Origin of the sequence: Anaeromyxobacter sp. PSR-1, from assembly GCF_000964525.1 — a bacterium.
In the GTDB taxonomy this organism is placed as follows: Bacteria; Myxococcota; Myxococcia; order Myxococcales; family Anaeromyxobacteraceae; genus Anaeromyxobacter.
Genome location: NZ_BAZG01000011.1, coordinates 12804 through 39163 on the forward strand (window position 1 = coordinate 12804; position 26360 = coordinate 39163).

The 26360-nt window shown below is 74.0% G+C and carries 26 protein-coding genes; 9 read left to right on the top strand and 17 right to left on the bottom strand.

Annotated features, from left to right (window positions below):
• Positions 1–16: 16 nt before the first annotated feature.
• The 3 genes from PSR1_RS03565 (at position 17) to PSR1_RS03575 (ending at position 1440) form a co-directional block, all read left to right on the top strand.
• On the top strand, positions 17–547 hold the full coding sequence (locus tag PSR1_RS03565) for an antitoxin Xre/MbcA/ParS toxin-binding domain-containing protein (RefSeq protein WP_059436264.1): 531 nt from the start codon (positions 17–19) through the stop codon (positions 545–547).
• 1 nt (position 548) lies between these two features.
• The gene (locus PSR1_RS03570) at positions 549–1022 is read left to right on the top strand and encodes an RES family NAD+ phosphorylase (RefSeq protein WP_059436265.1); all 474 of its coding nucleotides are present in this window, start codon (positions 549–551) and stop codon (positions 1020–1022) included.
• A 169-nt stretch (positions 1023–1191) separates the two neighbouring features.
• Positions 1192–1440, top strand: coding sequence for a hypothetical protein (locus PSR1_RS03575; RefSeq protein WP_059436266.1), 249 nt, complete (start codon positions 1192–1194; stop codon positions 1438–1440).
• 33 nt (positions 1441–1473) lie between these two features.
• Here PSR1_RS03575 and PSR1_RS03580 read toward each other — a convergent pair whose 3' ends face one another.
• Together PSR1_RS03580 and PSR1_RS24380 are read right to left on the bottom strand one after the other, a co-directional pair.
• The gene (locus PSR1_RS03580; RefSeq protein WP_059436267.1) at positions 1474–1740 is read right to left on the bottom strand and encodes a hypothetical protein; all 267 of its coding nucleotides are present in this window, start codon (positions 1738–1740) and stop codon (positions 1474–1476) included.
• 256 nt (positions 1741–1996) lie between these two features.
• Positions 1997–2278 carry a hypothetical protein gene (locus PSR1_RS24380; RefSeq protein ID WP_082100124.1) on the bottom strand — a complete coding sequence of 94 codons (282 nt, stop codon included), beginning with the start codon at positions 2276–2278 and terminating at the stop codon, positions 1997–1999.
• 487 nt (positions 2279–2765) lie between these two features.
• Between PSR1_RS24380 and PSR1_RS03590 the strand changes: the two genes are divergently transcribed.
• Both PSR1_RS03590 and PSR1_RS03595 read left to right on the top strand, forming a co-directional pair.
• Positions 2766–3224: a GNAT family N-acetyltransferase gene (locus PSR1_RS03590; RefSeq protein ID WP_059436269.1), complete on the top strand. Its 459-nt coding sequence runs from the start codon at positions 2766–2768 to the stop codon at positions 3222–3224.
• A gap of 122 nt (positions 3225–3346) precedes the next feature.
• A complete protein-coding gene (locus PSR1_RS03595) occupies positions 3347–3748 on the top strand; it encodes a group 1 truncated hemoglobin (protein ID WP_059436270.1) in 402 nt (133 codons plus the stop codon).
• Positions 3749–3863: 115 nt separating this feature from the next.
• Here the strand turns inward: PSR1_RS03595 and PSR1_RS03600 are convergent, their stop codons facing one another.
• The 10 genes from PSR1_RS03600 to PSR1_RS03645 form a co-directional block, all read right to left on the bottom strand.
• Positions 3864–4898 carry a porin gene (locus PSR1_RS03600; RefSeq protein WP_059436271.1) on the bottom strand — a complete coding sequence of 345 codons (1035 nt, stop codon included), beginning with the start codon at positions 4896–4898 and terminating at the stop codon, positions 3864–3866.
• A gap of 39 nt (positions 4899–4937) precedes the next feature.
• On the bottom strand, positions 4938–6299 hold the full coding sequence (locus PSR1_RS03605; protein WP_059436272.1) for an anaerobic C4-dicarboxylate transporter family protein: 1362 nt from the start codon (positions 6297–6299) through the stop codon (positions 4938–4940).
• A 12-nt stretch (positions 6300–6311) separates the two neighbouring features.
• A complete protein-coding gene (aspA, locus tag PSR1_RS03610; protein WP_059436273.1) occupies positions 6312–7760 on the bottom strand; it encodes an aspartate ammonia-lyase in 1449 nt (482 codons plus the stop codon).
• A 240-nt stretch (positions 7761–8000) separates the two neighbouring features.
• Positions 8001–9437 (bottom strand): sigma-54 dependent transcriptional regulator, encoded by a 1437-nt coding sequence (locus PSR1_RS03615; RefSeq protein WP_059436274.1) that lies wholly within the window; start codon positions 9435–9437, stop codon positions 8001–8003.
• Entirely contained in the window at positions 9434–11224 is a 1791-nt protein-coding gene (locus PSR1_RS03620) for a transporter substrate-binding domain-containing protein (RefSeq protein WP_059436275.1), read from the bottom strand. The genes PSR1_RS03615 and PSR1_RS03620 overlap by 4 nt, the downstream gene beginning before the upstream one ends.
• Before the next feature lie 110 nt (positions 11225–11334).
• The gene (locus PSR1_RS03625) at positions 11335–11700 is read right to left on the bottom strand and encodes a hypothetical protein (protein ID WP_059436276.1); all 366 of its coding nucleotides are present in this window, start codon (positions 11698–11700) and stop codon (positions 11335–11337) included.
• Complete coding sequence (locus tag PSR1_RS03630; protein WP_237757807.1) at positions 11697–12848, bottom strand: tellurite resistance/C4-dicarboxylate transporter family protein; 1152 nt, start codon at positions 12846–12848, stop codon at positions 11697–11699. The genes PSR1_RS03625 and PSR1_RS03630 overlap by 4 nt, the downstream gene beginning before the upstream one ends.
• Positions 12849–12967: 119 nt before the next feature.
• Entirely contained in the window at positions 12968–13600 is a 633-nt protein-coding gene (locus PSR1_RS03635; protein WP_059436278.1) for a response regulator transcription factor, read from the bottom strand.
• Positions 13578–15362, bottom strand: a complete 1785-nt coding sequence (locus tag PSR1_RS03640; RefSeq protein WP_059436279.1) for a histidine kinase — start codon at positions 15360–15362, stop codon at positions 13578–13580. Before PSR1_RS03640 ends, PSR1_RS03635 begins: the two co-directional genes overlap by 23 nt.
• A 73-nt stretch (positions 15363–15435) precedes the next feature.
• Positions 15436–17067: a multiheme c-type cytochrome gene (locus tag PSR1_RS03645; protein ID WP_059436280.1), complete on the bottom strand. Its 1632-nt coding sequence runs from the start codon at positions 17065–17067 to the stop codon at positions 15436–15438.
• Positions 17068–17338: 271 nt separating this feature from the next.
• On the opposite strand from PSR1_RS03645, the gene PSR1_RS03650 reads away from it, so the two are divergent.
• From PSR1_RS03650 to PSR1_RS03660, 3 genes are all read left to right on the top strand, one after another.
• Positions 17339–17938 (top strand): DUF2239 family protein, encoded by a 600-nt coding sequence (locus PSR1_RS03650; protein WP_059436281.1) that lies wholly within the window; start codon positions 17339–17341, stop codon positions 17936–17938.
• Entirely contained in the window at positions 17920–18288 is a 369-nt protein-coding gene (locus PSR1_RS03655) for a GIY-YIG nuclease family protein (protein ID WP_059436282.1), read from the top strand. The genes PSR1_RS03650 and PSR1_RS03655 overlap by 19 nt, the downstream gene beginning before the upstream one ends.
• A 384-nt stretch (positions 18289–18672) precedes the next feature.
• Positions 18673–20199, top strand: a complete 1527-nt coding sequence (locus PSR1_RS03660; RefSeq protein ID WP_059436283.1) for a Glu/Leu/Phe/Val dehydrogenase — start codon at positions 18673–18675, stop codon at positions 20197–20199.
• 74 nt (positions 20200–20273) lie between these two features.
• Here the strand turns inward: PSR1_RS03660 and PSR1_RS03665 are convergent, their stop codons facing one another.
• The 3 genes from PSR1_RS03665 to PSR1_RS03675 form a co-directional block, all read right to left on the bottom strand.
• Positions 20274–21887 (bottom strand): hypothetical protein, encoded by a 1614-nt coding sequence (locus PSR1_RS03665; RefSeq protein ID WP_059436284.1) that lies wholly within the window; start codon positions 21885–21887, stop codon positions 20274–20276.
• Positions 21884–22651, bottom strand: a complete 768-nt coding sequence (locus PSR1_RS03670; protein WP_059436285.1) for an ABC transporter ATP-binding protein — start codon at positions 22649–22651, stop codon at positions 21884–21886. The genes PSR1_RS03665 and PSR1_RS03670 overlap by 4 nt, the downstream gene beginning before the upstream one ends.
• Positions 22652–22746: 95 nt before the next feature.
• A complete protein-coding gene (locus PSR1_RS03675; protein ID WP_059436286.1) occupies positions 22747–23118 on the bottom strand; it encodes a PilZ domain-containing protein in 372 nt (123 codons plus the stop codon).
• Between the two features lie 200 nt (positions 23119–23318).
• On the opposite strand from PSR1_RS03675, the gene PSR1_RS03680 reads away from it, so the two are divergent.
• Positions 23319–23933, top strand: coding sequence for a DUF6066 family protein (locus PSR1_RS03680; protein WP_059436287.1), 615 nt, complete (start codon positions 23319–23321; stop codon positions 23931–23933).
• 66 nt (positions 23934–23999) lie between these two features.
• Here PSR1_RS03680 and PSR1_RS03685 read toward each other — a convergent pair whose 3' ends face one another.
• Both PSR1_RS03685 and PSR1_RS03690 read right to left on the bottom strand, forming a co-directional pair.
• Positions 24000–25571, bottom strand: coding sequence for a trypsin-like peptidase domain-containing protein (locus tag PSR1_RS03685; RefSeq protein WP_059436288.1), 1572 nt, complete (start codon positions 25569–25571; stop codon positions 24000–24002).
• A 114-nt stretch (positions 25572–25685) separates the two neighbouring features.
• On the bottom strand, positions 25686–26324 hold the full coding sequence (locus PSR1_RS03690) for a nucleotide exchange factor GrpE (protein WP_059436289.1): 639 nt from the start codon (positions 26322–26324) through the stop codon (positions 25686–25688).
• Positions 26325–26360 lie beyond the last annotated feature (36 nt).

The window sequence follows — 26360 nt, forward strand, 5'->3', positions numbered from 1 at the left end:
GCGATATATCTGCCACATGGCAGAGGGCGAGGCGAAGGCGATCGAGATCCTGGGCGGCCGGGCGCTCCTGCGAGGGCGTGCGCCGACGGCGCGGAAGGCGGGCGCGGCGCGCTCCACCGCGCCCGCGAAGGGCTCCCGCCCGGCCGCGAAGGGCGCGGCGAAGGCGCGGCTCGCGCCCGGCGACCTCCGCTGGACCGGCCTCATCCGCGCCGGCCTGCCGGCCCGCTCGACCCAGACGCTCGCGTCGTCGCTCGACATGTCGGTGAAGGACCTCGCCGTGAGCCTGCGCCTCCCGGTGCGGACGGTGCACCGGCGCCTCGAGAAGGGCGAGCCGCTCACGCCCGAGGAGAGCGAGCGCGCGGTCCGGGCGGCGCGGGTGCTCGCGAAGGCCGAGGACCTGCTCGGCGAGGTGCACGGCCGCGGCTGGGTGCGCGCGCCCTGCCGCGCCCTCGGCGGCGAGATCCCCATCACCCTGCTCGACACCGCCGACGGCTTCACCGCGGTGATGGACGAGCTGGGCCGCCTCGAGCACGGCGTCCTCTCCTGACGTGGACGCCTGGCGCATCACCTTCGCGCGCCACGCGCCGGACGGCCGGCGCGCCTTCTCCGGCGAGGGCGCGCGCCTGTACGGCGGCCGCTGGAACTCGAAGGGCGTGGCCGTGTCGTACGCGAGCGCGACGCTCTCCCTCGCCGCGCTCGAGCTGCTCACCCACGCCGACCAGCGCCTCCTCGCCGGCGCGCCGCTCGCCGCCTGCCGGGCGACCTGGCCGGACGACCTCGCGGTCGAGACCGCCCCGCCCTCGGTCTACGTCCGCGGCTGGCGCCACAGCCCGGCGCCGGCGGCGCTCGCGACGTTCGGCGACCGCTGGATCGCGGAGCGGCGCACGGCGATCCTGCTGGTGCGCTCGGCGGTGATCCCCTCCGAGCGGAACGTGCTGCTCAACCCCGCCCACCCCGACGCGGCGCGGGTCGCCTACGGCGCGCCCGAGCCGTTCTCGTTCGATCCCAGGCTCGTCCGGTAGGGGCCGGCAACCGCTCGACTCCCGCGCCGCACCCACACCGGCTCGATGCCGGCGCGGCGCGCGGTCGTCGCCGCGGTTAGGTCCTGCCTCCGCCCTGCGTCGCCGGGCAGGCACGGACCGCTGCGTCCGCGGCCGACGGCGAGCGCCTCACATCGATGGAGGAACGTTCATGCACGAACCCAACGGCCGGTCACGCGACACGGAGCCGCGACGCCCGGCCGTGGCGGAGCGCGCCTCGCCCGTCATCCACGAGCTCTCGACCCCCGGCGGCCGGCCGCTCTGCGGCGCGGACGCCGTCGTCGCGCCGCCCGACCGGCCGCTGCGCGTCACGTGCACCTCCTGCCTGCGGCTGCTCGCGGACGACACGCGACGTGCCGCGCACGCGGGCAGCCCGCGCGCGGACGAGTCCGAGGACTGACATCGCGCCCCGCGTCGTCGTGCTCCGCGACGGCTAGCGCGCCGGCCCGGCGTCGTGCGCCGGAGCGGCGGGCTGCAGGTACGGGAGCCCGTCCATCTGCTCGATCGCGAAGAGCCCGTGCCGGGCGCCCCACGTCGCCCACGCCAGCTCCGACCCCCGAACCCAGACGACCCTTCCGCCCGAGCCGACCAGGGCGCGCTGCTGGCGGATGCACCAGACGAGCCGCCCCCACCCGCGCCACTCCGGCACGAGCAGAGAAAGCCGCTCCCGGAGCACGTCCATCCAGCGTCCCTTGCCCATCGTCTCGACTCCTGTGCGTGCGAGGTCGTCACCCCGCGCAGAGGCGGAATGACCGCGAGCGCCCACCGACGGTGGACGCGCGTTCGTTCGTTGCGGACGGGGACCAAGCAGCCGCTGCGCCACTGCTGCGGGGCGGAGCGCCGGAGACTCGTACCGCCCTGACATCTATCACGCCCGCGACCCGAGCGCCGCCCGCCCTGGGACGAGACCCCGAGCGCCCGTGCAGGCGCCAGCGGCCGCCGCCAGCTTCCCCGCCTCACTCCTTCGTGATCGTCCCGTAGTATCGGCCGGAGCACCCGACCACGCGCTCGCCCATGGGGTCGCGCCGGAAGTCGATCGCGAAGGTGATGCGTGTGGCGGACTCCTGGTGGAACTCCTCGACCAGGTGGAGCGTGACGTCGCCGCCGCCGGTGAGGCACTGCCGGCTGATGTTCTTCTGGCAGCGGTCGGACGAGACCACGTTCGAGAGCGTCTGACATTCCGTGTAGGGCGAGGTGTCGATCGGCCCCGACGGCCAGAACGACGTCCCGGGGGCCATGTTGCTCGAGAAGTCCGTGCCCGGGCCGCAGTCCCCCTCGAACCGGGTGAAGTGGTAGAGCCACTCGCCGTGCCCGCCCTCCTCGAGGAAGCACGCGGTCGGCTGCGGCTGGGGCTGCGGCTCCGGCTGAGGTGGCGGCTCCGGCTGAGGCTGCGGCGTCGGCGTCGGTTGCGGTTGCGGTTGCGGTTGCGGCGCAGGCTGCGGCGCCGGGGGCTGCGGCTGCGGCGCCGGGGGCTGCGGATCGGGCTGCGGCTGAGGCTGGGGCTCGGGCGCCGGCGACGGATCGCCTCCCCCGCACCCGAGCATCACGACGAGCGCCAACGCGAGCGAACCCCTCATGGCTTCCTCCCAGGGCGAGGACCGGCTCGTGTATGCATGGGCCCGGTTTCACGGAACGCGTAGGCGGGAACATGGGGAAGCGAGCGCCCCGGATGGCGCTTGCCCGGGCGCCGGGCTGCCGTGACGAATCGGTCGAGGAGGCGACGCCATGCTCCCTTCGAACGAGGCGACGACCGGCGGCCCCGAGCTGCGCCGCGGCGCCTACGAGCTCAGCACGCGCCGGGACCGCCTCGACCTGGACCTCGTCCACCGGTTCCTCTCCACCGAGTTCTGGGACACGCTCGGCATGCGGCGCGAGGTGCTGGAGCGCGCCGTGGAGCGCTCGCTCTGCTTCGGCGTGTACGACGGCGACCGGCAGGTCGGGTTCGCGCGCGTGGTCACCGACGGCGCGACGTTCGCGTTCGTCACCGACGACTTCATCCTGCCGGCGCACCGTGGCCAGGGCCTGGGCTCCTGGATGATGCGCTGCATCCTCGCGCACCCGACGTTGCAGGGCCTGCACCGCGTGCTGCTCGTGACCCACGACCCGCGGCTCTATGTCAAGTCCGGGTTCACTCCCCTGAGCGACCCCGAGAGCTACATGGAGCTCTCCGACCCCGGCGCGTGAGCGCCCGCCGCGGCGCGGCCGCGGCGCCGCGGTCAAGTATGGCGGACGCGCGCGCAAGGTTCCGGGTTGCACGCGCCCGTAAACGACTCCTCGGCCGGCGAGGCCGGCAAAGGAGCATGGCCATGGCGACGTCCCTGTACGAGCGGCTCGGCGGCGAGGAGAAGATCGCGCAGATCGTGAACGAGGTGTTCGACCTCCACCTGAAGAACCCCATCATCGGCACGCGCTTCCGGCTCGCGCTCGCGCGCGGGGCCCAGGCGTCCGGCGGCGACGAGGCGGCGGCCGCGGCGCGCCTGAAGCGCGTGACGGTGGAGTTCTTCGCGTCCGGGAGCGGCGGTCCCCAGACGTACACCGGCCGGAACCTGCGCGAGGCGCACACCGGCATGAACGTGAACGAGCAGGAGCTCGTCGCCGCGATCGACGACATCGTGCTCGCCCTGGAGCGGAACGGGATCGGCGCTCCCGAGCGCAACGAGGTGGTGGCGATCCTGTACTCGCTGAAGGGCGAGGTGCTGCGGATCTGAGCGTCGAGACGAAAAGAGGGCGCCTGGACCATTCCAGGCGCCCTCCCCCGCTCCGAGGCCCCACCTCTCGGCGGAACAGGCGGTGCTGCCGGACCGGGGACGACCGCTCGCGCCGCTAGAACGCGTACCGCAGGCCGGCCGAGACGCCGTCCACCCCGCCCGCCTTCGCGATGGCGTCGGTGATGTCGAACGTCTTGGTGCCGTTCCGCTCGTTCTCGATGTGCGCGAACACGAGGTACACGTCGGTCTTCTTCGCCAGCGGACGGATGTAGCCGAGCGCGCACTTCGAGGCGCCGGCGTCGTCGGCGGCGTCCTCCCACATCTGCGAGTAGGACGCGCGGACGCTGCCGCCGAGCACCGGCACGGGCACCGTCAGGCCGGCGAGCGCGCTGGTCTGCTGCACGGTGTCGTCGCTCAGCCGGTAGAAGCCGCCGGAGGCGTGCAGCTTCACCACCCCGAGGTCCCAGGTCGCGCCGGCGTTGCCGATGCGGGTGATGACGTCGGTGACCTTGCTCTTGTCCTGGTAGTACGCGGCCGCGGCGAACACCGGGCCGTGGCGCCAGCGCAGTCCGGTGGAGAAGCCGGGGGTGTCGTCGCCGTTCCCCTCGCTCTCGGGGCCGGCGCGGTTCTGGGCCCACAGCGCGGTCAGCTCCAGGCCGGCGAAGGTGGGCGTGACGTACTGGACGGAGTTGTCGGTGCGCGACTGCCGCTTGAGCAGGTTCTCGATGTTGCCGACGGTGCCGATCTCGAACGGATCGACGTCGCACTGCACGTAGTAGCCGGGGGTCTGGTGGCGGCCCACGGTGACCTTGCCCCAGGCGCCGGACAGGCCGGCGTAGGCCTGGCGGCCCCAGAACTGCGCGCTGGTGGACGTGCCGGTGTCGAGGCTGACGCCGGTCTCCACCAGGAACAGGGCGGTGACGCCGTTGCCCAGGTCCTCGGTGGCCTTGAAACCGAGCCGGCTGCCCGAGAGCTGGCCGGACTCGACCAGGTCGGTGGGGGTCTGGTGCGGGACGGCGCCGTTCGCGCCCTGCACGTGGGCGTAGCCGACGTCCATCTTGCCGTAGATGGTGATGGCGGGCGGCTCCGCGACGGCGGGGCGGGCGGCGACGAGGCAGGCGAAGAGCGCTGCCGAGACGAGCGGTCTCATGGCTTCCTCTCTCTCTCTGATGTCGGTGCGGGGTGCGGGTCAGTACATGAAGCGGACGATGACGAGCCCGGTGGCGATCGCGACCACGGTCGAGATCAGGCCCGGGACCATGAAGCTGTGGTTCAGCACCCACCTGCCGATGCGCGTCGTCCCGGTGCGGTCGAAGTTGATCGCCGCGACGATGGTCGGGTAGTTGGGGATGAAGAAGTACCCGTTCACCGCGGGGAACATCGCCATGAGCGCCGGCGCGGGGATCCCCAGGCCGATGCCGAGCGGCATGAGCGCGCGCACGGTGGCGGCCTGGCTGTAGAGCAGCACGGAGAGCGCGAACAGCGCGGCCGCGAACAGCCAGGGCGCGGCGGTGACCATGCCCTTGATGCTGCCGCCGAGCACCTCCATGTTGCCGGCGAAGAAGGTGTCGCCCATCCACGCGATGCCGAAGATGGCGATCACCGCCTGCACGCCGGCCCCGAACACGCTGCCGGACGCGACCTTCGAGACGTCCACCCGGCAGATCATCAGCATCAGCGCCGCCGCCGAGAGCATCACCATCTCGATGGTGTGCGGCATGCCGAGCTTGGCGACGCCGCTCGCGGTGGTCCACTGCGGGCGCATCCCGGGGAACGAGCCGAACAGCACCACGGCGAGGGCCGCCGCGAGGAAGATCCCCACCGCGATCTTCGCGGTGACCGGCGCCTCGACGCGCACCGGCGCGCCGCCGTCGGCCCCCGCGAGCGCCTGGCGCCCGGTGGGCGCGGCGAGCCCGCGCGCCACGCGGTCCTGGTACTCGGGATCCCGGTCCAGGTCCTTGCCCATGCGGTTCGCGACGAAGGCCGCCGCCAGCACCCCGAGCAGCGTGGACGGGATGCACACCTTCAGGATGTCGATGAGCTCGATGTGGAAGGCGGCGCCGGCCGCGCCGGTGGAGAGCATGCCCAGCAGCGCCACGGTGGCGGCGGAGATGGGGCTGGCGGTGATGGCCTGCTGCGAGGCGATCACCGAGATGGACATGGGGCGCTCCGGCCGGACGCCGGTCTCGCGCGCCACCTCGGAGATCACCGGGAGCACCGAGTAGGCGACGTGGCCGGTGCCGGCGAACAGCGTGAAGACGTAGGTGACGAGCGGCCCGAGGAACGTGATCCGGTCCGGGTTGCTGCGGAGGATGCGCTCCGCCACCGAGACCAGGTAGTCGAGCCCACCCGCCGCCTGCAGCACGCCGGCGGCGGTGACCACCGCCGCGATCATGAGCAGCACGTCGATCGGCGGCGAGGTGGGCTGCAGGTGGAACACGAAGGTGAGGACGCCCAGGCCCAGGCCGCCCATCACGCCCAGGCCGATGCCGCCCAGCCGGGCGCCGACGAAGATCGCGGCGAGGACCACCACCAGCTGAAGCCAGATCATGGCGGCCTCCGCCTACGCGACCTGCTGCCGGCGCGACGCGGCTGCGGGCAGGTTCGGGTTGATGTAGCGCGGGCGGAGCAGGTTCTCGGTGGAGAGCACCTCGTCGAGCAGCTCCTTCGACACGAGCTGCTTCTCCAGCACCAGCTCGGCCACCGAGCGGCCGGTGACCAGCGCCTCGCGGGCGACCGCGGCCGAGGCCTCGTAGCCGATGATGGGGTTGAGCGCGGTGACGATCCCGATGCTGTTCACCACCAGCTCGCGGCAGCGCTCGCGGTTCGCGGTGATCCCGTCCACGCACTTCTCGCGCAGGACGCGGAAGCCGTTCACCATGTACGAGATCGCGGTGAACAGGCCGTAGCCGATGACCGGCTCCATCACGTTCAGCTCGAGCTGCCCGTTCTCGGCCGCGAGCGTGACGGTGAGGTCCGCGCCGATGGCGTAGTAGCAGATCTGGTTCACCACCTCCGGCATCACCGGGTTCACCTTGCCCGGCATGATCGAGGAGCCGGGCTGGAGCGGCGGCAGGTTGATCTCGCCCAGGCCGGTGCGGGGACCGGAGGAGAGCAGGCGGAGGTCGTTGCAGATCTTGGAGGTCTTCACCGCGACCCGCTTCAGCACGCCGGCGATCTGCACGTAGGCGCCGGTGTCCCAGGTGGCCTCGATGAGGTTCTCCGACGAGACGAGCGGGGTGCCCACGATCTCGCGGAGGCGGCGCGTGACGAGCTCGGTGTAGCCCGCGGGCGCGTTGATGCCGGTGCCGATGGCGGTGGCGCCCATGTTGACCTCGAGCACCAGGGCCCGCGCCTCCTCCAGCCGCTGCACGTCCTCGCCGAGCGTGGTCGCGTAGGCCTCGAACTCCTGGCCCAGCGACATGGGGACCGCGTCCTGGAGCTGCGTGCGGCCCATCTTCAGCACGTCGGCGAACTCGCGGCCCTTGGCGGCGAACGCCTGCTGCAGCCGCCGCAGCTCGGCGACGAGCTGGCCGAGCTTGGCGTGGAGCGCGATGCGGAACGCCGTCGGGTAGGCGTCGTTGGTGGACTGCGAGCAGTTGACGTGGTTGTTCGGGTGGACGAACTGGTACTCGCCCTTGCGCTTGCCGAGGAGCTCGAGCGCGCGGTTCGCGATCACCTCGTTCGCGTTCATGTTGGTGGAGGTGCCGGCGCCGCCCTGGATCACGTCCACCGGGAACTGGTCGTGCAGCTCGCCCGCGACGATCTCGTCGCAGGCCGCGCAGATCGCCCGCGCCACCTCGGCCGGGACGACGCCCAGCTCGCCGTTCGCCTGCGCGGCCGCCTTCTTCACCTGCGCCAGCGCGCGCACCAGCTCCGGCACGCTGGAGATGGCCACGCCGGTGATGGGGAAGTTCTCGAGCGCGCGCAGCGTCTGGACCCCGTAGTAGCGATCGTCCGGGATCTCGCGCTCGCCCAGGAAGTCGTGCTCCAGCCTCGTCCTCGTCGTCATGCCGTCTCCTCGCCGCCTCCGGGCGGCTCTCGGAGCGTCTGGATGGCAACCGCGGTGCCAGCGCCGGCGGCGCCGCGGATCGCGAGCCGCCGCGCCCGGTTGGACTCACGGTGCGGCAGGGGCGCGCACGGCGAAGGGGGTTGAGCAAAGGAAACGCGCCGGACGCCGGCGCGCGCGCAAGCCCAGGAATCCGGCGGGCTTGACCCGCCGTGACCAAACTCAACGAGTTGAGGAAGCTCCCTACCCTTCGCGCTGGCCCTCGGCCTCGCGCCGCGCCTTCAGGCGCTTCGAGAGCGCCGACGGCGTGATCCCGAGCAAGCGCGCGGCGAGCGACTGGTTGCCGTCGGCGCGCCGGAGCGCCTCCTGCACCAGGAGCTCGTCGGCCTCGTCCAGCGTGGGGATGCGCTCCAGCGCCGCGAACGGGCTGGCGGGCGCCTCGCCGCGCCGGTCGCCCTCGTGCGCCACCTCGGCCTCGCCGATGGCGCGGCGGAACGCCTCCATCGACAGCACCCGGCCCTGGTGCGCGCCCACCGCGTCGAACGCCATGGCGCGCAGCTCGCGCACGTTGCCGGGGAACGCGTAGCTCGCGAGCAGCGCCGCGAGCTGCTTCGGCGGGGTGGGCTTCTTCTTGCCGAGCTCGCGCGCCGCCTCGGCGAGGAAGTGCTCGAGCAGCAGCGGGATGTCGCCCCGCCGCTCCCGGAGCGGCGGCAGGTGCACGTGGTGGGCGCGGAGCCGGTAGTACAGGTCGGCGCGGAACGTGCCCGCGGCCTGCCGCGCCGCCAGGTCGTGGTGCGTCGCCACCACCACCCGGGCCCGCATCCAGCGCGGCCGGTCCGAGCCGAGCGGGTAGTACTCCCCCTCCTGCAGCAGCCGGAGCAGCTTCACCTGCGACGCCGGGCTCAGGTCGCCGATCTCGTCGAGGAACAGCGTGCCCTCCCCGGCGCGCTCCACCATGCCGGCCCGCGCCTCGGCGGCGCCGGTGAACGCGCCGCGCACGTGGCCGAACAGCGTGTCCGCGAACACGGTGTCGTCCAGCCCGGCCACGTTCACCGGCACGAGCTCGCCGGCGCGGCCGGACACCTGGTGCACCGCGCGCGCGATCAGCTCCTTGCCGGTGCCGCTCTCGCCGGTGACCAGCACCGGCTGGCGGCTCCGGCTCACCGCCTCCACGTAGCGGAAGACCGCGTGCATCCGCGCGTCGGCGGTGACGATCCGGTCGAACGCCTCGGGGTGCTCGAGCGCGTCGTCGAGGAAGCGCCGGCGGATCTCGCGGTTCTCGCGCTGCAGCTCCTGCATGCGGATGGCCCGCCCGACCCCCTTGACGATCCGGTCCTCCTCGCTGGTCTTCACGAAGTAGTCGAAGGCGCCCGCCTGCATGCAGCGCACGGCCGTCTCGAGCTGGTTCAGCCCGCTCACCACGATCACCGAGACGTCCGGGTGCGCCTCCACGATCCGGCGGAGGAGCTCCTCGCCGGGCAGGTGCGGCATGGTGAGGTCGAGCAGCACCAGCCCCACCTCGTGCCGCTCCAGCACGCCCATCACCTCGCGCGGGTCCTCGCAGGTGAGCAGGTTCGTGACGCCGAGCGAGCGCTCCAGGCTGAGCGACATGGTCCGGAGCCAGCCCGGCTCGTCGTCCACGAGCAGCACGGCGAACGGCGGATACGCGAGCCCGGTCACGCGGCCTCCCTCCGGGGGACGGGCAGCAGCATGCGCACGGTGGTGCCCTGCCCCGGCGCCGACTCGAACTCGAGCGTGCCGCCGTGCTCCTTCACGATGCCCGCGGAGACGGCCAGCCCGAGCCCGGTGCCGCCGGTGTCGCGCTTGGTGGTGAAGAACGGGTCGGTGAGCCGGGCCAGGTGCTCCGGTTCGATCCCGACGCCCTCGTCCCGCACCTCGACGCAGACCGCGCCCTTCGCGGCGTCCACGTACGTGCGCAGGCGGATGCCGCGCGACCGGTCCGGGAGCGCCTGGCAGGCGTTGACGAGGAGGTTCACCAGCACCTGCTCCAGGCGCTGCGGGCTCCCCCGGATCGCGGGCAGCCCGGGCGCGAGCTGCACCTCGAAGCGGTCGGTGCTCTTCTTGACGAGCGCCTCCACGAGCCGCGCCGTGGCCCCCACCACCTCGTCGATCGACACGCCGTCGCGGAGCTCCGGCGGCCCCTGCCGGGCGAAGTCCTTCAGGTCCTCCACGATCCGTTTCACCCTTCGTGACGCGCCGAGCGCATCCGAGACCATCCCGGGCAGGGCCTCGCGCAGCCGCGACCAGCGCAGGCTGCCCAGCGTGTAGTCCCCCTGCTCGCGGGCGTGCGCGTCGAGGATGGGCGTGGCGTCGCGCAGCACGTCGTCGAGCACCTGGAGGTCGAGCAGGATCAGGCCGTTCGGGTTGTTGATCTCGTGGGCCACGCCCGACACCAGCACGCCGAGCGCCGCCATCTTGTCGGCCTGGAGGAGCTGCTGCTGGTTCGCGCGCAGCTCCTCCTCCTTCTGCTTGCGCTCCGCGATCTCGCGGGTGAGGTCCGCGGTCCGGACGGCGACCTGGCGGTGCAGCGTGCGGGACCAGGCCGCCATGGTCGCGAGCAGGAGCACCAGCGGGATCACCACGAACGCGCCCCAGCGCAGCATCTGCTGCACGCTGGGCCCGCGCGGCTCGAGCACGCCCAGCCAGGCCTCGGACATGGCCTGGTACTCGCCGGTGTTGCGCACGATCGCCAGCCCCTCGGCGAGCCGGGCGGCGAGCGCCTCGTTCCCGCGGCGCACCGCGAAGCCGTAGCGCTCGACCGCCGCCGGCTGGTCCATCGCCGTCAGCTTGGAGAGGCCCATCTCGCGGATGAGGTACAGCCCCGGCAGCTTCGCCATCACGGCGTAGTCGTGCCTGCCCGCCGCGAGCTGGCGCAGGACGTCGGCGTGGGTGTCGGCGGGGACGACCTTCACCTCCGGGTGCTCGCGCCGGAGGGTGTCGTGCATGATGCCGCTGCGCAGGACCAGCACCTCCTTGCCGGCGAGGTCCGCGAGCGAGCGGACCGGCCGGTCGCCCTTCCGCGCGAAGATGGCGTGGTGGACGATCAGGCTGGGCGGGGTGAAGTCCACCTCCCTGGCGCGCTCCTCGGAGAACGACATGCCCTGCAGCGCGTCGATCTCGCCGGACTCGAGGGCGCGCCGCATGTCGGCCCAGCGGCCGAGCCGGAACTCGACCTCCAGCCCCACCGTGCGGGCCACGGCCCGGGTGAGATCCACGTTGAAGCCCGCCGGCCGGCCCTGCTGGTCGAGGAACTCGTAGGGCGGGTAGCTCTGGTCGCCGCCGACGATCACGCGCTCGCGGGCCGGCGCGCGGCCGGAGGGGGCGCCGTCGGCGGCCACCGCCGGCGCGGCGAGCGCGAGCGCGCAGCCGAGCGCCACCGAGGCGCGGAGCAGGTGCTGGCCGGTCGAGGCGCGGCGCCCAGGGGGGTCGGCGTCGGCGTGGAGCATGCAGTGGCGCCCCGCGGTCGGGACGGCGGCCGGGCGCGGCGTCCTTCTACATGATCCGGCCGCCGACGTGCCGCCAGCCGGAACGGCGCGGCGCAACGCCGCGGCCCCGCTCAGCCCTCGAGCGGCCCGTCCCGCTCCGCATCCGCGGCGTCGAGGGAGGCGTTCAGGTGGAGGATCGAGCCGACCACCCAGGTGAGTGTGCCGACGCCCACCACCGCCAGGCCGGCCCGCGCGGCGGGGATGGCGCCGTCGATCAGGATCGCGGCGAGGTCGGCGTCGGCGCCGGCGGCGAAGCTGCTCACGCAGTAGACGGCGACGCCGGCGAGCGCGACGATCCAGCCCGCCACCACCAGGACCTTCCCGAGCCGCTGGCGCGCCTCGACGCGCGCGCGGGCGGCCGCGGCGCCGGACGGATCGCGCCGCCGCGGCCGGAGCGGGATGCTGCCAGGGGACGTGAGGACGCCGGGTCGGTTCATGATCTCCTCGCCATTCGCTCGAGACTGCCGGGTTGCGGGCCGGCCGCGCCCCGCTCCGCGTGGAGCGATCGCACGGCCAGGACGACGAGCTGGAGGATGCGGCCGGTCAGGCCGAGCGCCGTGAGCAGCCACGCGGCCAGCGCCACCGTCGCGAAGGCGCGCGCCACCCAGGGCAGGACCGGCATCGCGAACAGCTCCCCCAGCCGGTAGGTGCACAGCGCGTACATGCCCAGCGGGAACACCAGGCCCCAGTACAGCGGGTCGTACGCGATCCGGATACGGGACGGGCCGCCGTGGCGCCAGATCCCGAGCAGGACCAGCATCGGGATCCACCAGGTGGCGGTCGCCCAGAACATGAGCGTCAGCCCCTTCACGAACGGGAGGAGCGCGCCCAGGAACGCGGACCCGGGCGCCGCCGCGGCGAGCGAGGTCCCCGCCACCACCGAGATCGCGACCGCGCCCATGTTGATCCAGTAGGGCGGCATCAGGTCGGACGGCGAGAAGCGGAAGAACATGTAGCGGTAGAAGATGAGCGAGATCATCCAGACGTAGAGCATCCCGCCGCACAGCCAGAGCGACGCGAGGAAGAACAGCACCGCCTCGCTGCCGGGGAAGCGCGGGACGAGCGTCCGGGTCCCGAGCACCACCACCGACTGCGTCGCCACCACCGCGACGAGCCAGCCGCCGTTGATGCCCTCGCCCAGCGTCGGCTTGGGATCCCGCACCGCGAGCACCACGAACACCGCGTAGGTGCAGGCGCACCAGAGCAGCATCCCCACCCACCACAGCGCGAGCGCCGCCGCCGCGTCGCCGCGCAGCAGCAGGAGCTGCAGCCCGAGCACGCAGGTGGCCGCGACCGCGGTGAAGAAGCCGGGGCCGCGCTGGTGGCTGGCGAGGTCCGCGGCCAGGGCGCGCGGGAACACGAGCGCGCGCGCCGCGAAGAGCGCCCAGAGCACCCCGTACGCCGGCACGTTCAGCCAGAACAGGAACGTCGCCGCCTCGCGCAGGCCGAGGAGGTCGGAGACGATCGACACGATGCCGGTGGCCATCACCAGCGCGAAGTACGCGGGGTGAAGCCCCTTCAGCCCGGCGGCGAGGTGCTCCCGCAGCGGGTGCAGCGCGGGCTCGGGGCGGACGGCCGTCTCCATGCCCCACAGCATGCCGACGGCGCGGCGCCGCGTGCATCGGCCGGCGTCCGACGCGCGCGTAGGACGTCGGTCGCCCCGGGTGTCGGCGTCCGTCCGACGCCCGGGCGGGCCGCGCCGCCCTACCCGACCAGCCCGTGGCGCACGGCGTACTGCATCAGCTCGGCGTTCGAGCGCAGGGCCATCTTCTCGAGGATGCGGCTGCGGTAGGTGCTGACGGTCTTCACGCTGAGCTCGAGCCGCTCGGCGATCTCCGACACCGACCGCGCCGCGGCGAGCTGCAGGAAGATCTCCAGCTCGCGCGGCGAGAGCCGCTCGTGCGGGCTCCCGGTGCCGCCGCCGGCCAGGTGGTCGGCGAGCTGCTCGGCCAGCTCGTCGCCGACGTAGCGCCGGCCGGCCAGCACGCTGCGGATGGCCCGGATCAGCTCCTCGGGCGCGCGCTCCTTGGTCAGGTATGCGGACGCGCCGGCGCGGAGCGCCTGGATCACGAACTGGCGGTCGCCGTACATGCTCAGCACCACCACCGGCAGGCGCGGGTGCCGCTCCTTCAGCGGCGGGAGCGCGTTCAGGCTGTTCTGCCCGGCCATGGAGATGTCGAGCAGCAGCACGTCCCACGCCTGCGCCCCGAGCCGCTCCTGCAGCTCGGCGATGGTGGCCGCCTCGCCCACCGACGCGCCCGGGAACTCGGCCTCGAGGATGCGCCGCAGCCCGGACCGGAACATCGCGTGATCGTCAGCCAGCAGGATGCGCAGCATCGGGCCCGCCCGTCCTCGTCCGAGGGATCGTTACCACGATGGTCGTGCCGCCGCCCGGCGTCCCGGCGATCTCGAAGGTGCCGTCCACCAGCAGCGCGCGCTCCTGCATGCCCTGGATGCCCAGCGAGCGCCGGTCGTCCGCCGCCCAGGGGCCGATGCCCTTGCCGTCGTCGCGCACGGTGAGGACCAGGGCGGCCGGGGTGCCGCGCAGGTCGATCGAGACCTCGGTCGCGCCGGCGTGGCGCACCACGTTGGTGAGCGCCTCGCGCACGATCCGGAACAGCGTGACCGCCGGGAGCCACTCGACCGGCTCGACCGACGGGTCCACGTCCAGCATCACCGCCAGCCGGGTCCGCTGCTCGAGGTCCCGCACCAGCCCCTCGAGCGCGGCGGGGAGGCCGAGCCGGTCGAGGACCGGCGGCCGGAGGTCGGAGGAAACCCGCCGCACGAACGCCACCGCCTCGTCGAGCCGCTGCGCGAGCTCGGCGAAGCGCGCGCGCCGCGCCTCCGGGTCCTCGCCCCCGGCGCCCGCCCGCTGCAGCGCGGCGAGGTCCACCTTCACGCTGGTGAGCACCTGCCCCAGCTCGTCGTGCAGGTCCCGCGCGATGGCCGCCGCCTCCGCCTCCCGCGCCGCCGCCAGCCGGTGCGACATGGCGCGGAGCCGGCCCTGGACCTCGGCCGCCTCGCGCTGGCGCGCCGCGAGCGCGTCCGCCATGGCGTTGAACGCCCGCGTCAGCTCCGCGAGCTCCCCGTGCGCCGACGGCGTCTCGGCGCGCGCCGCGAGGTCGCCCTCCCCGAAGCGCCGCGCGGTGCGCGCGAGGTGCCGGAGCACGCGCAGCACCGACACCTCGGCCGCGAGCAGCACGCAGCCGATGGTGAACAGCGTGAGCAGCGCCAGCCCCGCCACCGTCCGGTAGAACGCGCGGTTCGCCTGCGCCGCGACCCGCGTGTAGGGCAGGCTCGCCACCACCGAGACGCCCGGCACCGCCGCCACCGGGGCCGCCACCAGGAAGCGCCGGTCGGTGCCGGACGCCTCCGCCACGGTGCCCTGGCCCGGCGCGTCCACCGCCCGGGCCAGCGCGGGATCGCGCGCCGCCCGGGCCGGCCAGGCGTCGTCGCCGGAGCGGCCGAGCGCGGTGCCGTTCCGGTCGGCGAGCACGAGCGCGTAGCCGGCCGGCAGCTCGGCCTGGCGCGCGAGCTGGTCGAGCCACTGGAGATCGAGCCCGACGAACAGCACCTCGGCGGGCGCGCCGCCGGCGCCGCGCACCGCGTAGGCGAGGTGGAGCACCGGGCGCCCCACCACCGGGCCGACCGCGTACTCGCCCACCTCGACGTCGGAGGACCCGAGCGCGCGCTCGAGCGCCGCGTTCCCGGCGAAGCTCACCCCGGGCGGCGCGGGCCGGGCGCTGCAGCGGAGCCGGCCGTCCGGCGAGAGGATCCCGATGGTGGTGAACTGCGGGTACCCGGCGAGGAGCGCCGGGAGCAGCTCCGGGCAGCGGGCCGCGTCGCCGGCCTCCGGCGCGGCCCGGAGCAGCCCGGCCAGGCGGCGCAGCAGCGTGCGCGCGCCCTCGAGCTGGTGGCCGTGCTCGCGCGAGGCGAGCTGCGCGAGCAGCAGCGCCTCCTGCTCGATGCGCCGCACCACCGCGGTCCGCTCCGCGCTCGCCGCGTAGAACGTGAACAGCATCGCGGGCAGCGTCGCGAAGCAGACCAGCAGCACCAGCCTGCCGCGGAGCGTCCCGAGGACGGTGAGGAGCCTGCGCACGCAGCGATCACCCTAGCGCGCCGGAGGCGCCCGTGCGGGCGCCCCCGGCAGCCAGGACGGGGCGCGGTCGCGCCTACGGGGCAGCCTGCACCCGCGACGCCTTCTCCTGCAGGTACCAGGCGTGCTCGGGGCGGGCGAGGATCCCGTCGAGCACCGCGGTGGCGGCCCGCGCCTGCGTCTTGCGGCCGGCCGCCTCGGCGTGCGCGATGGCCTCGCGCGCCTCCGGCACCACGCCCTCGTAGAAGCGCTTCGCGACCTCGTACATGCCGTGCCAGTGCGCGTAGTCCGGGGACATCATCGCGGCGCCGTGGCGGGCGCGGCGGCCCTCGTGGTGGTGCAGCTCGAACCACTCCCACTCGATCTTCTCGTCGAACGGCGTGCGGGTCAGGATCCCCTGCGCGTACAGCGCGTCCATGAGCGCCTGGCCGGGCTTCGCGAACTTCTCGTTGTAGAGCGCGACGAGGTCGTCGTACTGCCGGTAGGCCGCGTCCACCGTGGAGGTCGCGTGGCACACGTTGCACGCGGTCTTCATGCGGTCGCGCTTCTGCGCGGCGGTGTCCACCACCGCCGCCTTCCGGCGGGCCGGGTCGGACGCGGTGACCACCCGGTGGTCCACGTCGGTGTCCATGGGGAGCGAGACCGGCGGGCGGTTCGTCCAGGAGATGCGCTCGCCGGGATCGTGCGTGACCTTGCCGCCGTTCACGTTCGCGGACATGTGGCAGGTGGCGCAGGTCGGCGCGGCCGCGTAGTCCTTGCCGAGCACCCAGCTCTTGCCGTCCAGGTTCATGCGCTCGCGCGCGTCGCGGTAGGCGACGCCGTGCTTGGACGACTCGTAGATCTCCTTCTGCGGGTGGTCGGGGCCGAGGTGGCAGGTGCCGCAGGCCTCCGGCTGGCGCGCGCGCCGCGCGGAGAAGTCGTGGCGGCTGTGGCAGGCGGCGCAGGAGCCGAGCGAGCCGTCGAGGTTGAGCCGGCCGATGCCGGTGTTGGGCCAGGTGCCCTCCACGAACACCGGCTTGCCCTCCGCGTCGCGCAGGACCCGCGCCAGCACCTCGGGCCGGGTGGGCTTGCCGTCGGGCCCGGGCTTCAGGTCGTCCACCGTGATGGGCGCGCCGGTCCTCGCCTTCAGCGCGGTCTTGTTGCCGTGGCACTGCTGGCAGCCCGCCTGCGCGCTGGCGAGCCCGTTCACCGGGCCGGCGGGCCCGCCGGCCTTCCCGCCGGCCTTCCCGGCGGCGGACGGCGCGAACGGCGCGAACGGCTCGCGCGCGCCCTCGATGGTCTCGGCGATCTGGTTGTCGAGCGAGGCGAGGATGTTGCCGGCCTTGGCGTGGTGGCTCTTGCCGAACTCGGCGCTCTCGGTGGCGTGGCAGCGGGCGCAGTCGCGCGGCGTGACGATGGTCGCGACCAGCTCGCCGTTGTGCTCGAACGCGTCGGCGTCGCCCTTCGAGGCCTGGTGGCACTCGAGGCACCCGACGCCCTTCTTCGCGTGGGCGCTCTCGTGCCACTGCTCGACGATGCCGGCGTTCGCGTCGGCGTGGCAGTCGAGGCAGGCCTGCGAGCGGGTGGAGAGCGCGGCGGCCGCGGCCGGGGGAGCGGCGCCGGGCTTCGCGGCGGGCTTGCCGCCGGGCTTGGCGGAGGCCGTCGCGGCCGCGAGGGCGGCCGGCGCGAGGCAGAGGGCGGCGAGGAGCGCGAGGCGACGTGGGTGCATGGATCCTCTCGGAGGCGCGTTCGAGGTTGGCGCGCTGCAGGGGCCGCGCGGCGTCCGCCACGAGAGCAAGGCGCCTGCCAGGGTGCACGCCACGTGGAATCGAGCACTTGCGCGATCCGCCCCATGAGCGGCACCGCTATTTGGGTACCCCGGACCGCTCCTTCGGTGGCGCGATGATTTCACCCGGGCGTTATTGACCGCCCCGCCCTCCCCGCGGTAAGCCTGCGCCGGATTTCACCCGGGTGGAATTCCCGGCAGGCGGAGCGAGGCGATGGCGGACGAGGATCGCTACACGGCGTTCGCGGGCGCGCGGCGGATCGCGTCGGGCGCGCTGCGCGAGGTGCTGCCCGCGCTGAAGGCGCACCACGACGCCGGCGGGGCGCCGGCGCTCGTGTTCCACGATGCGAGCGGCAAGCAGGTGGACTTCGACCTGCGCGGCACCGTGGCCGAGGTGCTGGCCCGCGCCGAGCCGCCGCGCCGCGCGGGCCCGGGCCGGCCCAGGCTGGGCGTGGTGAGCCGCGAGATCTCGCTCCTGCCGCGCCACTGGGAGTGGCTCGAGCGGCAGCCGGGCGGGATCTCGGCGGCGCTGCGGCGGCTCGTGGACGAGGCGCGCCGGCGCGAGCCGGACCGGGCCCGCGCGCGCCGGGTCCGCGAGGCCGCCGACCGGTTCATGTGGGCGATCGCGGGCGACCTGCCCGGCGCCGAGGAGGCCTCGCGCGCGCTGTACGCGCGCGACGGCCAGCGCCTCCGGACGCTGGTGCGGGCGTGGCCGCGGGACGTGCGGGCGCACCTGCTCGCGCTGGCGGAGGAGGCCGAGCGCCTGGAGCGACCGGCGCAGGGAGAGGACGGGGCATGGACCGCAAGGAGCTGAAGCGGCAGGCGCGCGAGGAGAGGCCGGTCGCGGCCGTCTACCAGATCCGCAACGTGCGCGACGGGCGCATCCTCGTCGAGAGCACGCTCAACCTGCGGACGCTGAACGGGCGGCGGCTGACGCTGGCGAGCGGCACGCACCCGAACGCGCGGCTGCGCGCCGACGTGGCGGCGCTCGGGCCCGACGCGTTCGCCCTCGAGGTGCTGCAGGTCCTCGAGGAGGACGAGGACGGGCTCGTCTGGCGCCGGGACGCCCTGCGGCGGCTCGAGGCGGCGTGGATCGAGCGGCTCCGCCCGTGGGGCGAGCGCGGCTATCACCTGCCGCCGCGGGCGCGTGACCCCGCCGCGTGAGGCCGCCCGCGGTGCCGGCGCCACTCCGCCGCGGTCGGCTCCCAGAGCTCGGCCGGCAGCCGGCCCGCCACGAACGCGCGCTCCTCCACGCCGTCCGGCGCCGGGCACGCGCGCCTCCGCACCGGGTGCCGAGGATTGCGCCGCGCTGCGGCATGGGCGCCCTTCACTTGGGGCGCAGGAACCGGCGCGGCCGGCTGCTAGATTCCGCCCGCCGAAATACCCTCCGCCGGGGGTGAGCAGAGCTGGCAGGGGGGCCGACGCTTGACGACATCCTACCGTAAGGACTGGCGTTTTCGGACAAGACGGAACATTGATTAACGAGGGATCGAAGGCTACCATTCGCCCGCCTTCGGAACTCCCTCATTACGCGAGGCAATCACCGACATGGCCGGTCGCAACGGGAAGACGAGCTTCTACGACGAGGCGATGGAGACGTTTCACCGGGCCGCGGACCTCATCAAGATGGACCCGCGCGTCCGCATGGAGCTGGAGGAGCCGGACTTCGAGCACATCTTCTACGTCACCGTCGAGACGAGGGACCGGCTGGTGCCGCTGTCCCCCGACGAGCAGGCGAAGTTCCGCGACCTGCCCGCCTCCGACGTGAAGGCCGCCGACGCGTTCGAGCCGCTCGCGAACGGCAACTACGTCCTGCACCGCCGCGCGCTGCTCAAGGCGGACATCACCATGCGCTCGGGCGTGATGAACATCCCGGGCAAGGGCTTCTTCCGGATCGAGAAGGGCGGGCCGAAGAAGTTCAAGGCGTACCGGATCCAGCACAACCAGGTGCGCGGGCCGTACAAGGGCGGCATCCGCTACCACAAGGACGTCTCGCTCGACCTGTTCAAGACGCTCGCCGCCGACATGACGTGGAAGACGGCCATCGCCGAGATCCCGTTCGGCGGCGCCAAGGGCGGCATCAAGATCGACCCCTTCAACTACTCGAAGGAGGAGATCGAGCACCTCACGCTGCGCTTCATCTACAAGATGAAGGGGCTCATCGGCCCGTACATCGACATCCCCGCGCCGGACGTGAACACCAACGGGGAGATCATGGCGATGATGATGCGCCAGTTCACCGACGGTGAGCGCGAGCACCACCGCCTGCGCGGCGTGGTCACCGGCAAGGACGTGCGCATCGGCGGCTCGGAGGGGCGCGTCCGCGCCACCGGCCAGGGCGTCGTCTACTGCATCGAGGAGTGGGCGCGCGAGCACAAGTTCGACCTGAAGGGCGCGCGCGTCATCGTGCAGGGCTTCGGCAACGTGGGCTCGAACGCGGCCGAGATCCTCGCCGCCATGGGCGCCAAGATCGTCGCGGTGAACGACGCGTTCGGCACCATCCACGCCGACGCCGGCCTCGACGTCCACGCGCTCGCGCAGCACGTCCACCAGAACCCGAAGAACCTGAAGAAGACGGTGGCCGGGTTCACCGGCGGCACCGCCATCTCCAAGGACGACTTCTGGGGCGTGGAGGCCGACATCTGCATCCCGGCCGCGCTCGGCGAGGAGATCGACGGCCCGGTGGCGGAGCGGCTCAAGGTGCGCCTGGTGGCCGAGGCCGCGAACGGCCCGACCACGCGCGAGGGCGACCGCGTGCTCGCCGCGCGCAAGATCGAGGTCATCCCGGACATCATCTGCAACGCCGGCGGCGTGACGGTCTCGTACTACGAGTGGCTGCAGAACCAGCGCCTCGAGCACTGGTCCGAGGCCGAGGTGAACGCTCGCCTCGAGCAGGCCATCAAGAAGAACTACGCCATCATCCGCGACATCTCGCTGAACCGCCCGCAGCGCACGCCGCTCTACGACTCGCGGCCGTACTGCGTCGGCCAGCAGGTGGACGTGCGCACCGCCGCCATGGTGCTCGCGCTGAAGCGCATCGAGGCGCACTACCTGCTGGAAGGGTTCTCGCAGTAGGCGACCCGCCCGTCCGCTCGTGGTTCGACGGGCTCACCACGAGCGGACCTCCGGCGCGTCCGGCGGCCCCTCCCTCACTCGTCGTCACCCGCCACCGCCGCGAGCAGCGCCTCGCGCCGCGCCGAGAGCAGGCGCGCGGTGCGCGGCAGCGCCAGGCGGTACAGCCAGAGGCCCAGCGCGCCCAGCGCGGCCCAGGACGCCGCCACCAGCCAGGGCCACTCCAGGCGCAGCGCCGCCAGCACCGGGAGCGCGAACACCGCGCTCACCGCCGAGACCAGCGCCATGCCGGCGAGCGCGGTGAGCGGCGACAGGCGGCCGCCGCGCTGGATCGAGGTCGAGGCCGCCCGCGGCACCAGCACCGAGACCACGTTGCCGGCGGCGAGGAACCAGGGCGCGGCCCCGGCGTGGAGCGCCACCGCCGCGGCGACCGCCCAGGCCGGGGGCGCCCCCGCGGCGGCGGTCAGGGCCGCCGCGCTCGCGGCGAAGAGCGCGAGCGCCAGCGCGTAGACGGCGGCGTTCTTGGCGGCGAGCGCGTCCTCGAGGCGCACCGGGGCGAGGAACCACGCCCGCGCGCCGCCGCGGTCGCCGCCGAAGGCGTTCAGCCAGAACACCTCGGTCGCGAGGTGCGTGTACATCGCGAGCCCCACCAGCGGCAGGAGCCTCACCACCTCCCCCGCCTCCGCCGGCAGGTGCGGCGCCACCTTCCAGCCGAAGAACGCCGACAGCGCCGGGACGATGAGCGCGAGGACGGTGACGAGCGGATGGCGCGCCAGGTACTTCAGCTCCTTCTCGAGGAGCGGCGCGAGCCGGCCCGGCAGCCGCCACCCGCCGCCGGCCGCGCGCGCCGCGCCGCCGGCGCCCTCCCCGCCCGACCGCGCGTCGGCGAGCGCGAGCCGGTAGGCCGCCCAGCCCGAGAGCGCGCCGGCGGCGAGCAGCGCCGCGATCCAGGGGAGCGCCGCCGCGCTGCGGCCGGTGAACAGCGCCGCCCCCGCCTCGCTCGCCAGCGCCGCCGGGTAGGCCAGCCAGCGGAACCGGGCCAGCGTCCGGATCGCCTGGAACACGCCCGGCCGCGGGCCGCCGCCCGAGGAGAGGAGCAGGAAGGCCAGGCCGAGGTAGATGGCCGCGATGCCGAGCTCGCGCACCCGCCGCCCGCGCAGCAGCCGCCCCAGGAGCTCCTGCACCAGCGCCGCCATGGCGGCGGTGGCCGCCACGAAGCCGAGGCTCACCAGCGCGAGCAGCGCCAGCCACGCGCCCGGCCGCGCCAGCGCGGCGCCCGCGAAGGCGCCCAGCAGCAGCAGGCACCAGAACCAGGTGAACGGGTCGCCCAGCACCGACGCGGCCAGGCCGTAGCCGTAGACCCGGGCCGGCGGCAGCGGGTAGACGAGGAACCGGCGCAGGTCGAGCTGGGAGCGGTCCGAGACCGAGAGCGACACCGCCATCCAGGTCTGCCACACGCCGAAGTAGAGCGCCGCCACCGGGATCGACGAGCGCAGGCCCGGGCCCGCGCGCGCCGCCTGGTACGCACCCGCGCCGGTGAGGCCGGCGAAGACCAGGCCGGCCGGGATCGCGAACGCGAAGGTGGCGATGCGCGCCACCAGCTCCGGCACGCCCGAGCCGCCGCGCAGCCGCCGCCAGAGCACCCGCAGCCGGAGCTCGGCCAGCGCGCGCAGCGGTCCGCCCGCGCTCACGCGGCGCCGCCCTCGCCCAGCCAGGAGAGCCCGGGGCGCGGCCGCTCCTCGCCGACGGTGCGGATGAAGACCTGCTCGAGCGTCTCCGCCGCGCCGCGCACCTCCTCCAGCGTCCCCTGCGCCGCGAGCCGCCCCTCGCGCACGATCCCGACGTGCGTGACCAGCCGCTCCACCACCTCGAGCACGTGGCTGGTGAGGAAGATCGTCATGGCGCCGCGCGCCACCAGGTCCTGCAGCAGCCCACGGATCCCCGAGACCGCCACCGCGTCGATGCCCTCGAACGGCTCGTCCAGGAACAGCAGGCGCGGGCCGTGGATGAGCGCGCAGCCCAGCGCGAGCTTCTTCTTCATGCCGTGGCTGTACTCGCCCACCAGCTTCCCGGCCTGATCCGCGAGCTCCAGCGCCCCGAGCAGCTCGTCGGCGCGCCGCGCCGCCTCGGCCCGCGGCAGGCCGTAGAGCTGCCCGTGGATGCGGAGCTGCTCGGCGCCGGTGAGCCGCTCGAACAGCCCGAGCCCGTCCGGCACCACCCCCACCTGCCGCTTCACCGCGAGCGGGTCCCGCGCGAGGTCCGTCCCCAGCACGGCGGCCCGCCCGGAGGTGGGCGCGAGCAGGCCGGTCAGCATCTTGATGGTGGTGCTCTTCCCCGCGCCGTTCGGCCCGAGGAAGCCGTAGAAGGCGCCGGCCGGGACGGCGAGCGAGAGATCCTGGACCGCAGGCTTCCCGTCGAACAGCCGGGTGAGCCCGTGCGTCTCGATGGCGAGCATCCCGGTCCGGGTAACACGGCGACCGGGGGGCGGCAAGGCGCCGCCGGCGACGGACGGTGAACCGGAGGGGCGCGCGGACGCGCACCCCGGGGACCTCACTGCAGGAGGGACGGCACGGCCTCGTCCAGCTCGAAGTACAGGAACCGCATGCCCATGCCGCGCATGGTGAGCGGGCCCCCCGCGGTCGCGCCGCGCCCGAGCAGGTGGCAGACGTACCGCACCTCGGCCACCGCGATCATGTCCCCGTTCTCGGACGGGAACGTGATCCGCACCTGCGAGCCGATGGGCTGGGGCGAGCGGGTCTCCACGAACATGCCGCCCTCGGAGATGTTCCGGGCGATCCCCAGGCCGCAGCCGGTGTCGCCCTCCAGGTACACGCGGAAGACCTTGTCGAGCCGAGGCGCCGCGCGCCGATCCGGTCCCGCCGCCGCCACCACCTTCCGCGCCTCTCGCCGGCTCCAGAGCATCCCGTCCTCCTCGGAACGGACCAGAGCCTATGATGGTGGGGCGATGTAGTCAAAAAGATCACCCTCGCTCACCTGCCCCGCCTCGGGTCCCACCTGCGCGGGATCACCGGGGATCCTTCGGGGTACCCGCGCCACGGTACACTCGCGGCCCCGCGGCGAGCCGCCGGGCCCGCCCCCTCTCCTCCACCGAGACCATCGACATGCGTGCACTCCTGAGCTCCGTCACCCTCGCCATCGCGGCCGCCGCGCTCGCGCCTGCCCCTGCCCGCGCCGCGGACTTCGACGCGGTCGCCCGCGGCGCCGAGCGGCTCGACGCGCTCGAGCCGTTCCTGGTCCGCTACGTGGGCCACTGCGTGGACGTCTACGAGCGGCGCACCTGCGAGGCGAACGTCGCCGCGACCCGCCGCAGCGCGGACGGGAAGACGTTCGCGGTGCGGGTGCAGGACGCCGCGCCGCTGGTGAAGCCCGAGGTGCGCGGCGACGGCCGGTTCCTCTTGCTGCTCACGCCGTTCGTGGACGGCGGCGGCGTCGCGCTCACGCACGGCGCGCCGCTGCGCCAGGACGCGCAGGGCCACCCGCTCGTCGGGCTCCTGCCGATCCAGGGCACGCTGCCGGACGGGACGATGGAGATGGAGTTCGAGAGCCCGTTCCGCACCGGCGCGATCGAGCTCGAGATCGTGTTCCGGCCCGAGAAGCCCTGGAAGCTGAAGCGGAAGGGCGAGGCCGGCAGCTACGAGGGCGTCGCCGCGCGCTTCCTCGCCGTGCGCGTGCTGGACGCCCGCACCGGCGCGCCCATCGCCTCCAAGGTGTTCTGAGCCGGAGACGGCCGCGCCGCCCCCCGGGTGCGGAGGGCGGCGCGGGAGCGGTCGCGGCGAGGCGGGCTACTTGCCGCCGCCCACCGGCACCGCGATGAACACGGCGGCGTCGCCGCGGCGGACGCGGAGGAGCGCCATGTCGCCCTCCTTCAGCTTCGCCACCGCGGACCTCATGTCCTCCGGCTTCGCCACCTTCTGGCGGTTGGCCTCGAGGATCACGTCGCCGCGGCGGATGCCGGCCCGGTCGGCCGGGCCGCCCTCGGTGACGTCCACCACCACCACGCCCTCGCCAGGCTCGACGCCGAACTGGCGCGCGAGGTCCGGGGTGATGGGGGCGATGGAGACGCCGAGCTTCGGCGACTGATCGCGGGCGCCCTGCCCGCCGCCCTCCTCGCCGCCGCCCTGCTCGCCGCGGCCGACCGCCTCGCCGTCCTCCGGGCGCTGCACCACCTTCACCGCGAACTGCTTCTTCTGGCCGCCGCGCAGCACGGTCAGGTTCGCGGTCTGGCCGGGGGAGACCAGGGCGACGCCGCGGGTGAGCGCGCCGGCCGTCTCGACCGTCTTGTCGTTCAGCGCCACCACCACGTCGCCGGGCTGCAGCCCCGCCTTGTCGGCCGGCGAGCGCGGGACCACGTTCTGGACCAGCGCGCCCTTGGTGCCGGGCTGCAGGCCGAAGCCCTGGATCAGATCCGGCGACAGGTCGGACACCGACACGCCCAGGAAGCCGCGCGTGACCTTGCCCTTCTCCTTGAGCTGCGGCAGCAGCGCCTTCGCCATGTTGATGGGCACCGCGAAGCCGATGCCCTGGCCGATCTGCGGCGACACGATGGCGGTGTTGATGCCGACCACCTCGCCGCGGAGGTTGAACAGCGGGCCGCCCGAGTTGCCGGGGTTGATGGCGGCGTCGGTCTGGATGAAGTCGTCGTAGGTGCCGCCGGGGTTGATGCCGGGGCGGTGCTTCGCCGACACGATGCCGAGCGTGGCGGTGTCGCGCAGGCCGAACGGGCTGCCCAGCGCGAGCACGAAGTCGCCCTGGCGGAGCGCGTCGGAGTCGCCCAGCACCACCGTCGGCAGGTTCTTCGGGGGGTTCACCAGCTGGATGAGCGCCACGTCGGTGAGCGGATCGCGGCCGACGATCTTCGCGCCGAACTCGCGGTCGTCCGAGAGCCGCACGCGGATGTCGGTGGCGTCCTTCACCACGTGGTTGTTGGTGAGGATGAAGCCCTCGGTGTTGAGCAGGAACCCGGAGCCGAGCGACGAGCCCTTGAACTCCTCGGGCATCTCCGGCGCGGGCCGGCCGAAGTAGCGCTCGAAGAAGTCCTCGAAGCCCTCGTCCGGCGTGCCGCCGTGCGGGTTCTGGGCGCGCGGGCCGCGCTGCACGCGCGGGTGCTTGGTGACGGTGGTGGTGGAGATGTTCACCACCGCCGGGCGGAGCTTGTCGATGAGCGGCGCGAGCGAGGTCTGCACCGGGACCGCGGCCTCGGGGCCGGGCGCGGCGGCCGCGGCGTCGCGGAACAGCTGCTGGGACGGCGCCGCCGCGGGCGCGGCGGACGCGGTCGCCGCGCTGCCGTCCCGCGTGCACGCGAAGATCGCGGCGGCTGCGAGAGAGACGGTGACGATTCGGGTGATGAGGCGCATGGCCCCTCTCCTGGGGTTGGTCATGTAGAGACGTTCAGTCACGTTCCAAGGACGCTCGGGCCCGGATTCTATTCCCCGCGCCGCGGGCCGGCCGGCGCGGCGTGGGGCGCGGCATCACGCGCGCGCCACCTTCCCCACGCGGACCCTGGCGGGGCGGAGCACGCGGTCGCCGACGCGGTATCCGGCGTGGATCTCCTGCACCACCACGCCGTCCTGCGACGGATCTCCGACCGCGACGGTGTCCACCGCCTCCGCCACGTGCGGGTCGAACGGCTGGCCGAGGGTGGCGATCCGCTCGGCCCCGAGCGCGCCGATGCGCTGGTGCAGCACGCTGAGTGAAAGACGCACGCCCTCGATCAGGTGGCCCAGCCGTTCGTCGGTGGGCTCCCCCGGCGCGGACGCGGCCGCGAGGGCGCGCTCCAGGTCGTCCGTCGCCTCGAGCAGCGTCTGCGCCACGCCGGCCCGCTCGGCGTCCACGACCCGGGTCCGCTCGCGCTCCAGGCGCTGCCGGAAGGCCTTGTTGTCCTCGACCAGCGCGGCGTACGCGCGGGTCAGCTCGTCGATGCGCGCGGCCTGCTCGGCCAGGCGCGCCTCGGCGGCCGCGCCCAGGGCCGGCCCGCCCTCCTCGTCCTGCGGTGCGCCGGCGCCGGGCGGGGCGATGGGCTCCCCGTCCTGCCGGAACCGGCGTCGATCCACCACCTTCACCTGACCCTCCGCGCCCGGCGCGGAGGCGTCGCGGCGTTCGTCTGCCATGTCACGACCTCCGGCAGGCAAGCTAACCAGCGGAAA

Coding starts and splice junctions, on each gene's coding strand:
- PSR1_RS03600 (WP_059436271.1), bottom strand. CDS start 4,898: ATGAGACCGCTCGTCTCGGCAGCGCTCTTCGCCTGCCTCGTCGCCGCC.
- PSR1_RS03590 (WP_059436269.1), top strand. CDS start 2,766: ATGCTCCCTTCGAACGAGGCGACGACCGGCGGCCCCGAGCTGCGCCGC.
- PSR1_RS03625 (WP_059436276.1), bottom strand. CDS start 11,700: ATGAACCGACCCGGCGTCCTCACGTCCCCTGGCAGCATCCCGCTCCGG.
- PSR1_RS03620 (WP_059436275.1), bottom strand. CDS start 11,224: ATGCTCCACGCCGACGCCGACCCCCCTGGGCGCCGCGCCTCGACCGGC.
- PSR1_RS24380 (WP_082100124.1), bottom strand. CDS start 2,278: ATGGCCCCCGGGACGTCGTTCTGGCCGTCGGGGCCGATCGACACCTCG.
- PSR1_RS03630 (WP_237757807.1), bottom strand. CDS start 12,848: ATGGAGACGGCCGTCCGCCCCGAGCCCGCGCTGCACCCGCTGCGGGAG.
- PSR1_RS03575 (WP_059436266.1), top strand. CDS start 1,192: ATGCACGAACCCAACGGCCGGTCACGCGACACGGAGCCGCGACGCCCG.
- PSR1_RS03660 (WP_059436283.1), top strand. CDS start 18,673: ATGGCCGGTCGCAACGGGAAGACGAGCTTCTACGACGAGGCGATGGAG.
- PSR1_RS03645 (WP_059436280.1), bottom strand. CDS start 17,067: ATGCACCCACGTCGCCTCGCGCTCCTCGCCGCCCTCTGCCTCGCGCCG.
- PSR1_RS03670 (WP_059436285.1), bottom strand. CDS start 22,651: ATGCTCGCCATCGAGACGCACGGGCTCACCCGGCTGTTCGACGGGAAG.
- PSR1_RS03675 (WP_059436286.1), bottom strand. CDS start 23,118: ATGCTCTGGAGCCGGCGAGAGGCGCGGAAGGTGGTGGCGGCGGCGGGA.
- PSR1_RS03595 (WP_059436270.1), top strand. CDS start 3,347: ATGGCGACGTCCCTGTACGAGCGGCTCGGCGGCGAGGAGAAGATCGCG.
- PSR1_RS03580 (WP_059436267.1), bottom strand. CDS start 1,740: ATGGGCAAGGGACGCTGGATGGACGTGCTCCGGGAGCGGCTTTCTCTG.
- aspA (WP_059436273.1), bottom strand. CDS start 7,760: ATGACGACGAGGACGAGGCTGGAGCACGACTTCCTGGGCGAGCGCGAG.
- PSR1_RS03565 (WP_059436264.1), top strand. CDS start 17: ATGGCAGAGGGCGAGGCGAAGGCGATCGAGATCCTGGGCGGCCGGGCG.
- PSR1_RS03655 (WP_059436282.1), top strand. CDS start 17,920: ATGGACCGCAAGGAGCTGAAGCGGCAGGCGCGCGAGGAGAGGCCGGTC.
- PSR1_RS03690 (WP_059436289.1), bottom strand. CDS start 26,324: ATGGCAGACGAACGCCGCGACGCCTCCGCGCCGGGCGCGGAGGGTCAG.
- PSR1_RS03680 (WP_059436287.1), top strand. CDS start 23,319: ATGCGTGCACTCCTGAGCTCCGTCACCCTCGCCATCGCGGCCGCCGCG.
- PSR1_RS03635 (WP_059436278.1), bottom strand. CDS start 13,600: ATGCTGCGCATCCTGCTGGCTGACGATCACGCGATGTTCCGGTCCGGG.
- PSR1_RS03650 (WP_059436281.1), top strand. CDS start 17,339: ATGGCGGACGAGGATCGCTACACGGCGTTCGCGGGCGCGCGGCGGATC.
- PSR1_RS03605 (WP_059436272.1), bottom strand. CDS start 6,299: ATGATCTGGCTTCAGCTGGTGGTGGTCCTCGCCGCGATCTTCGTCGGC.
- PSR1_RS03685 (WP_059436288.1), bottom strand. CDS start 25,571: ATGCGCCTCATCACCCGAATCGTCACCGTCTCTCTCGCAGCCGCCGCG.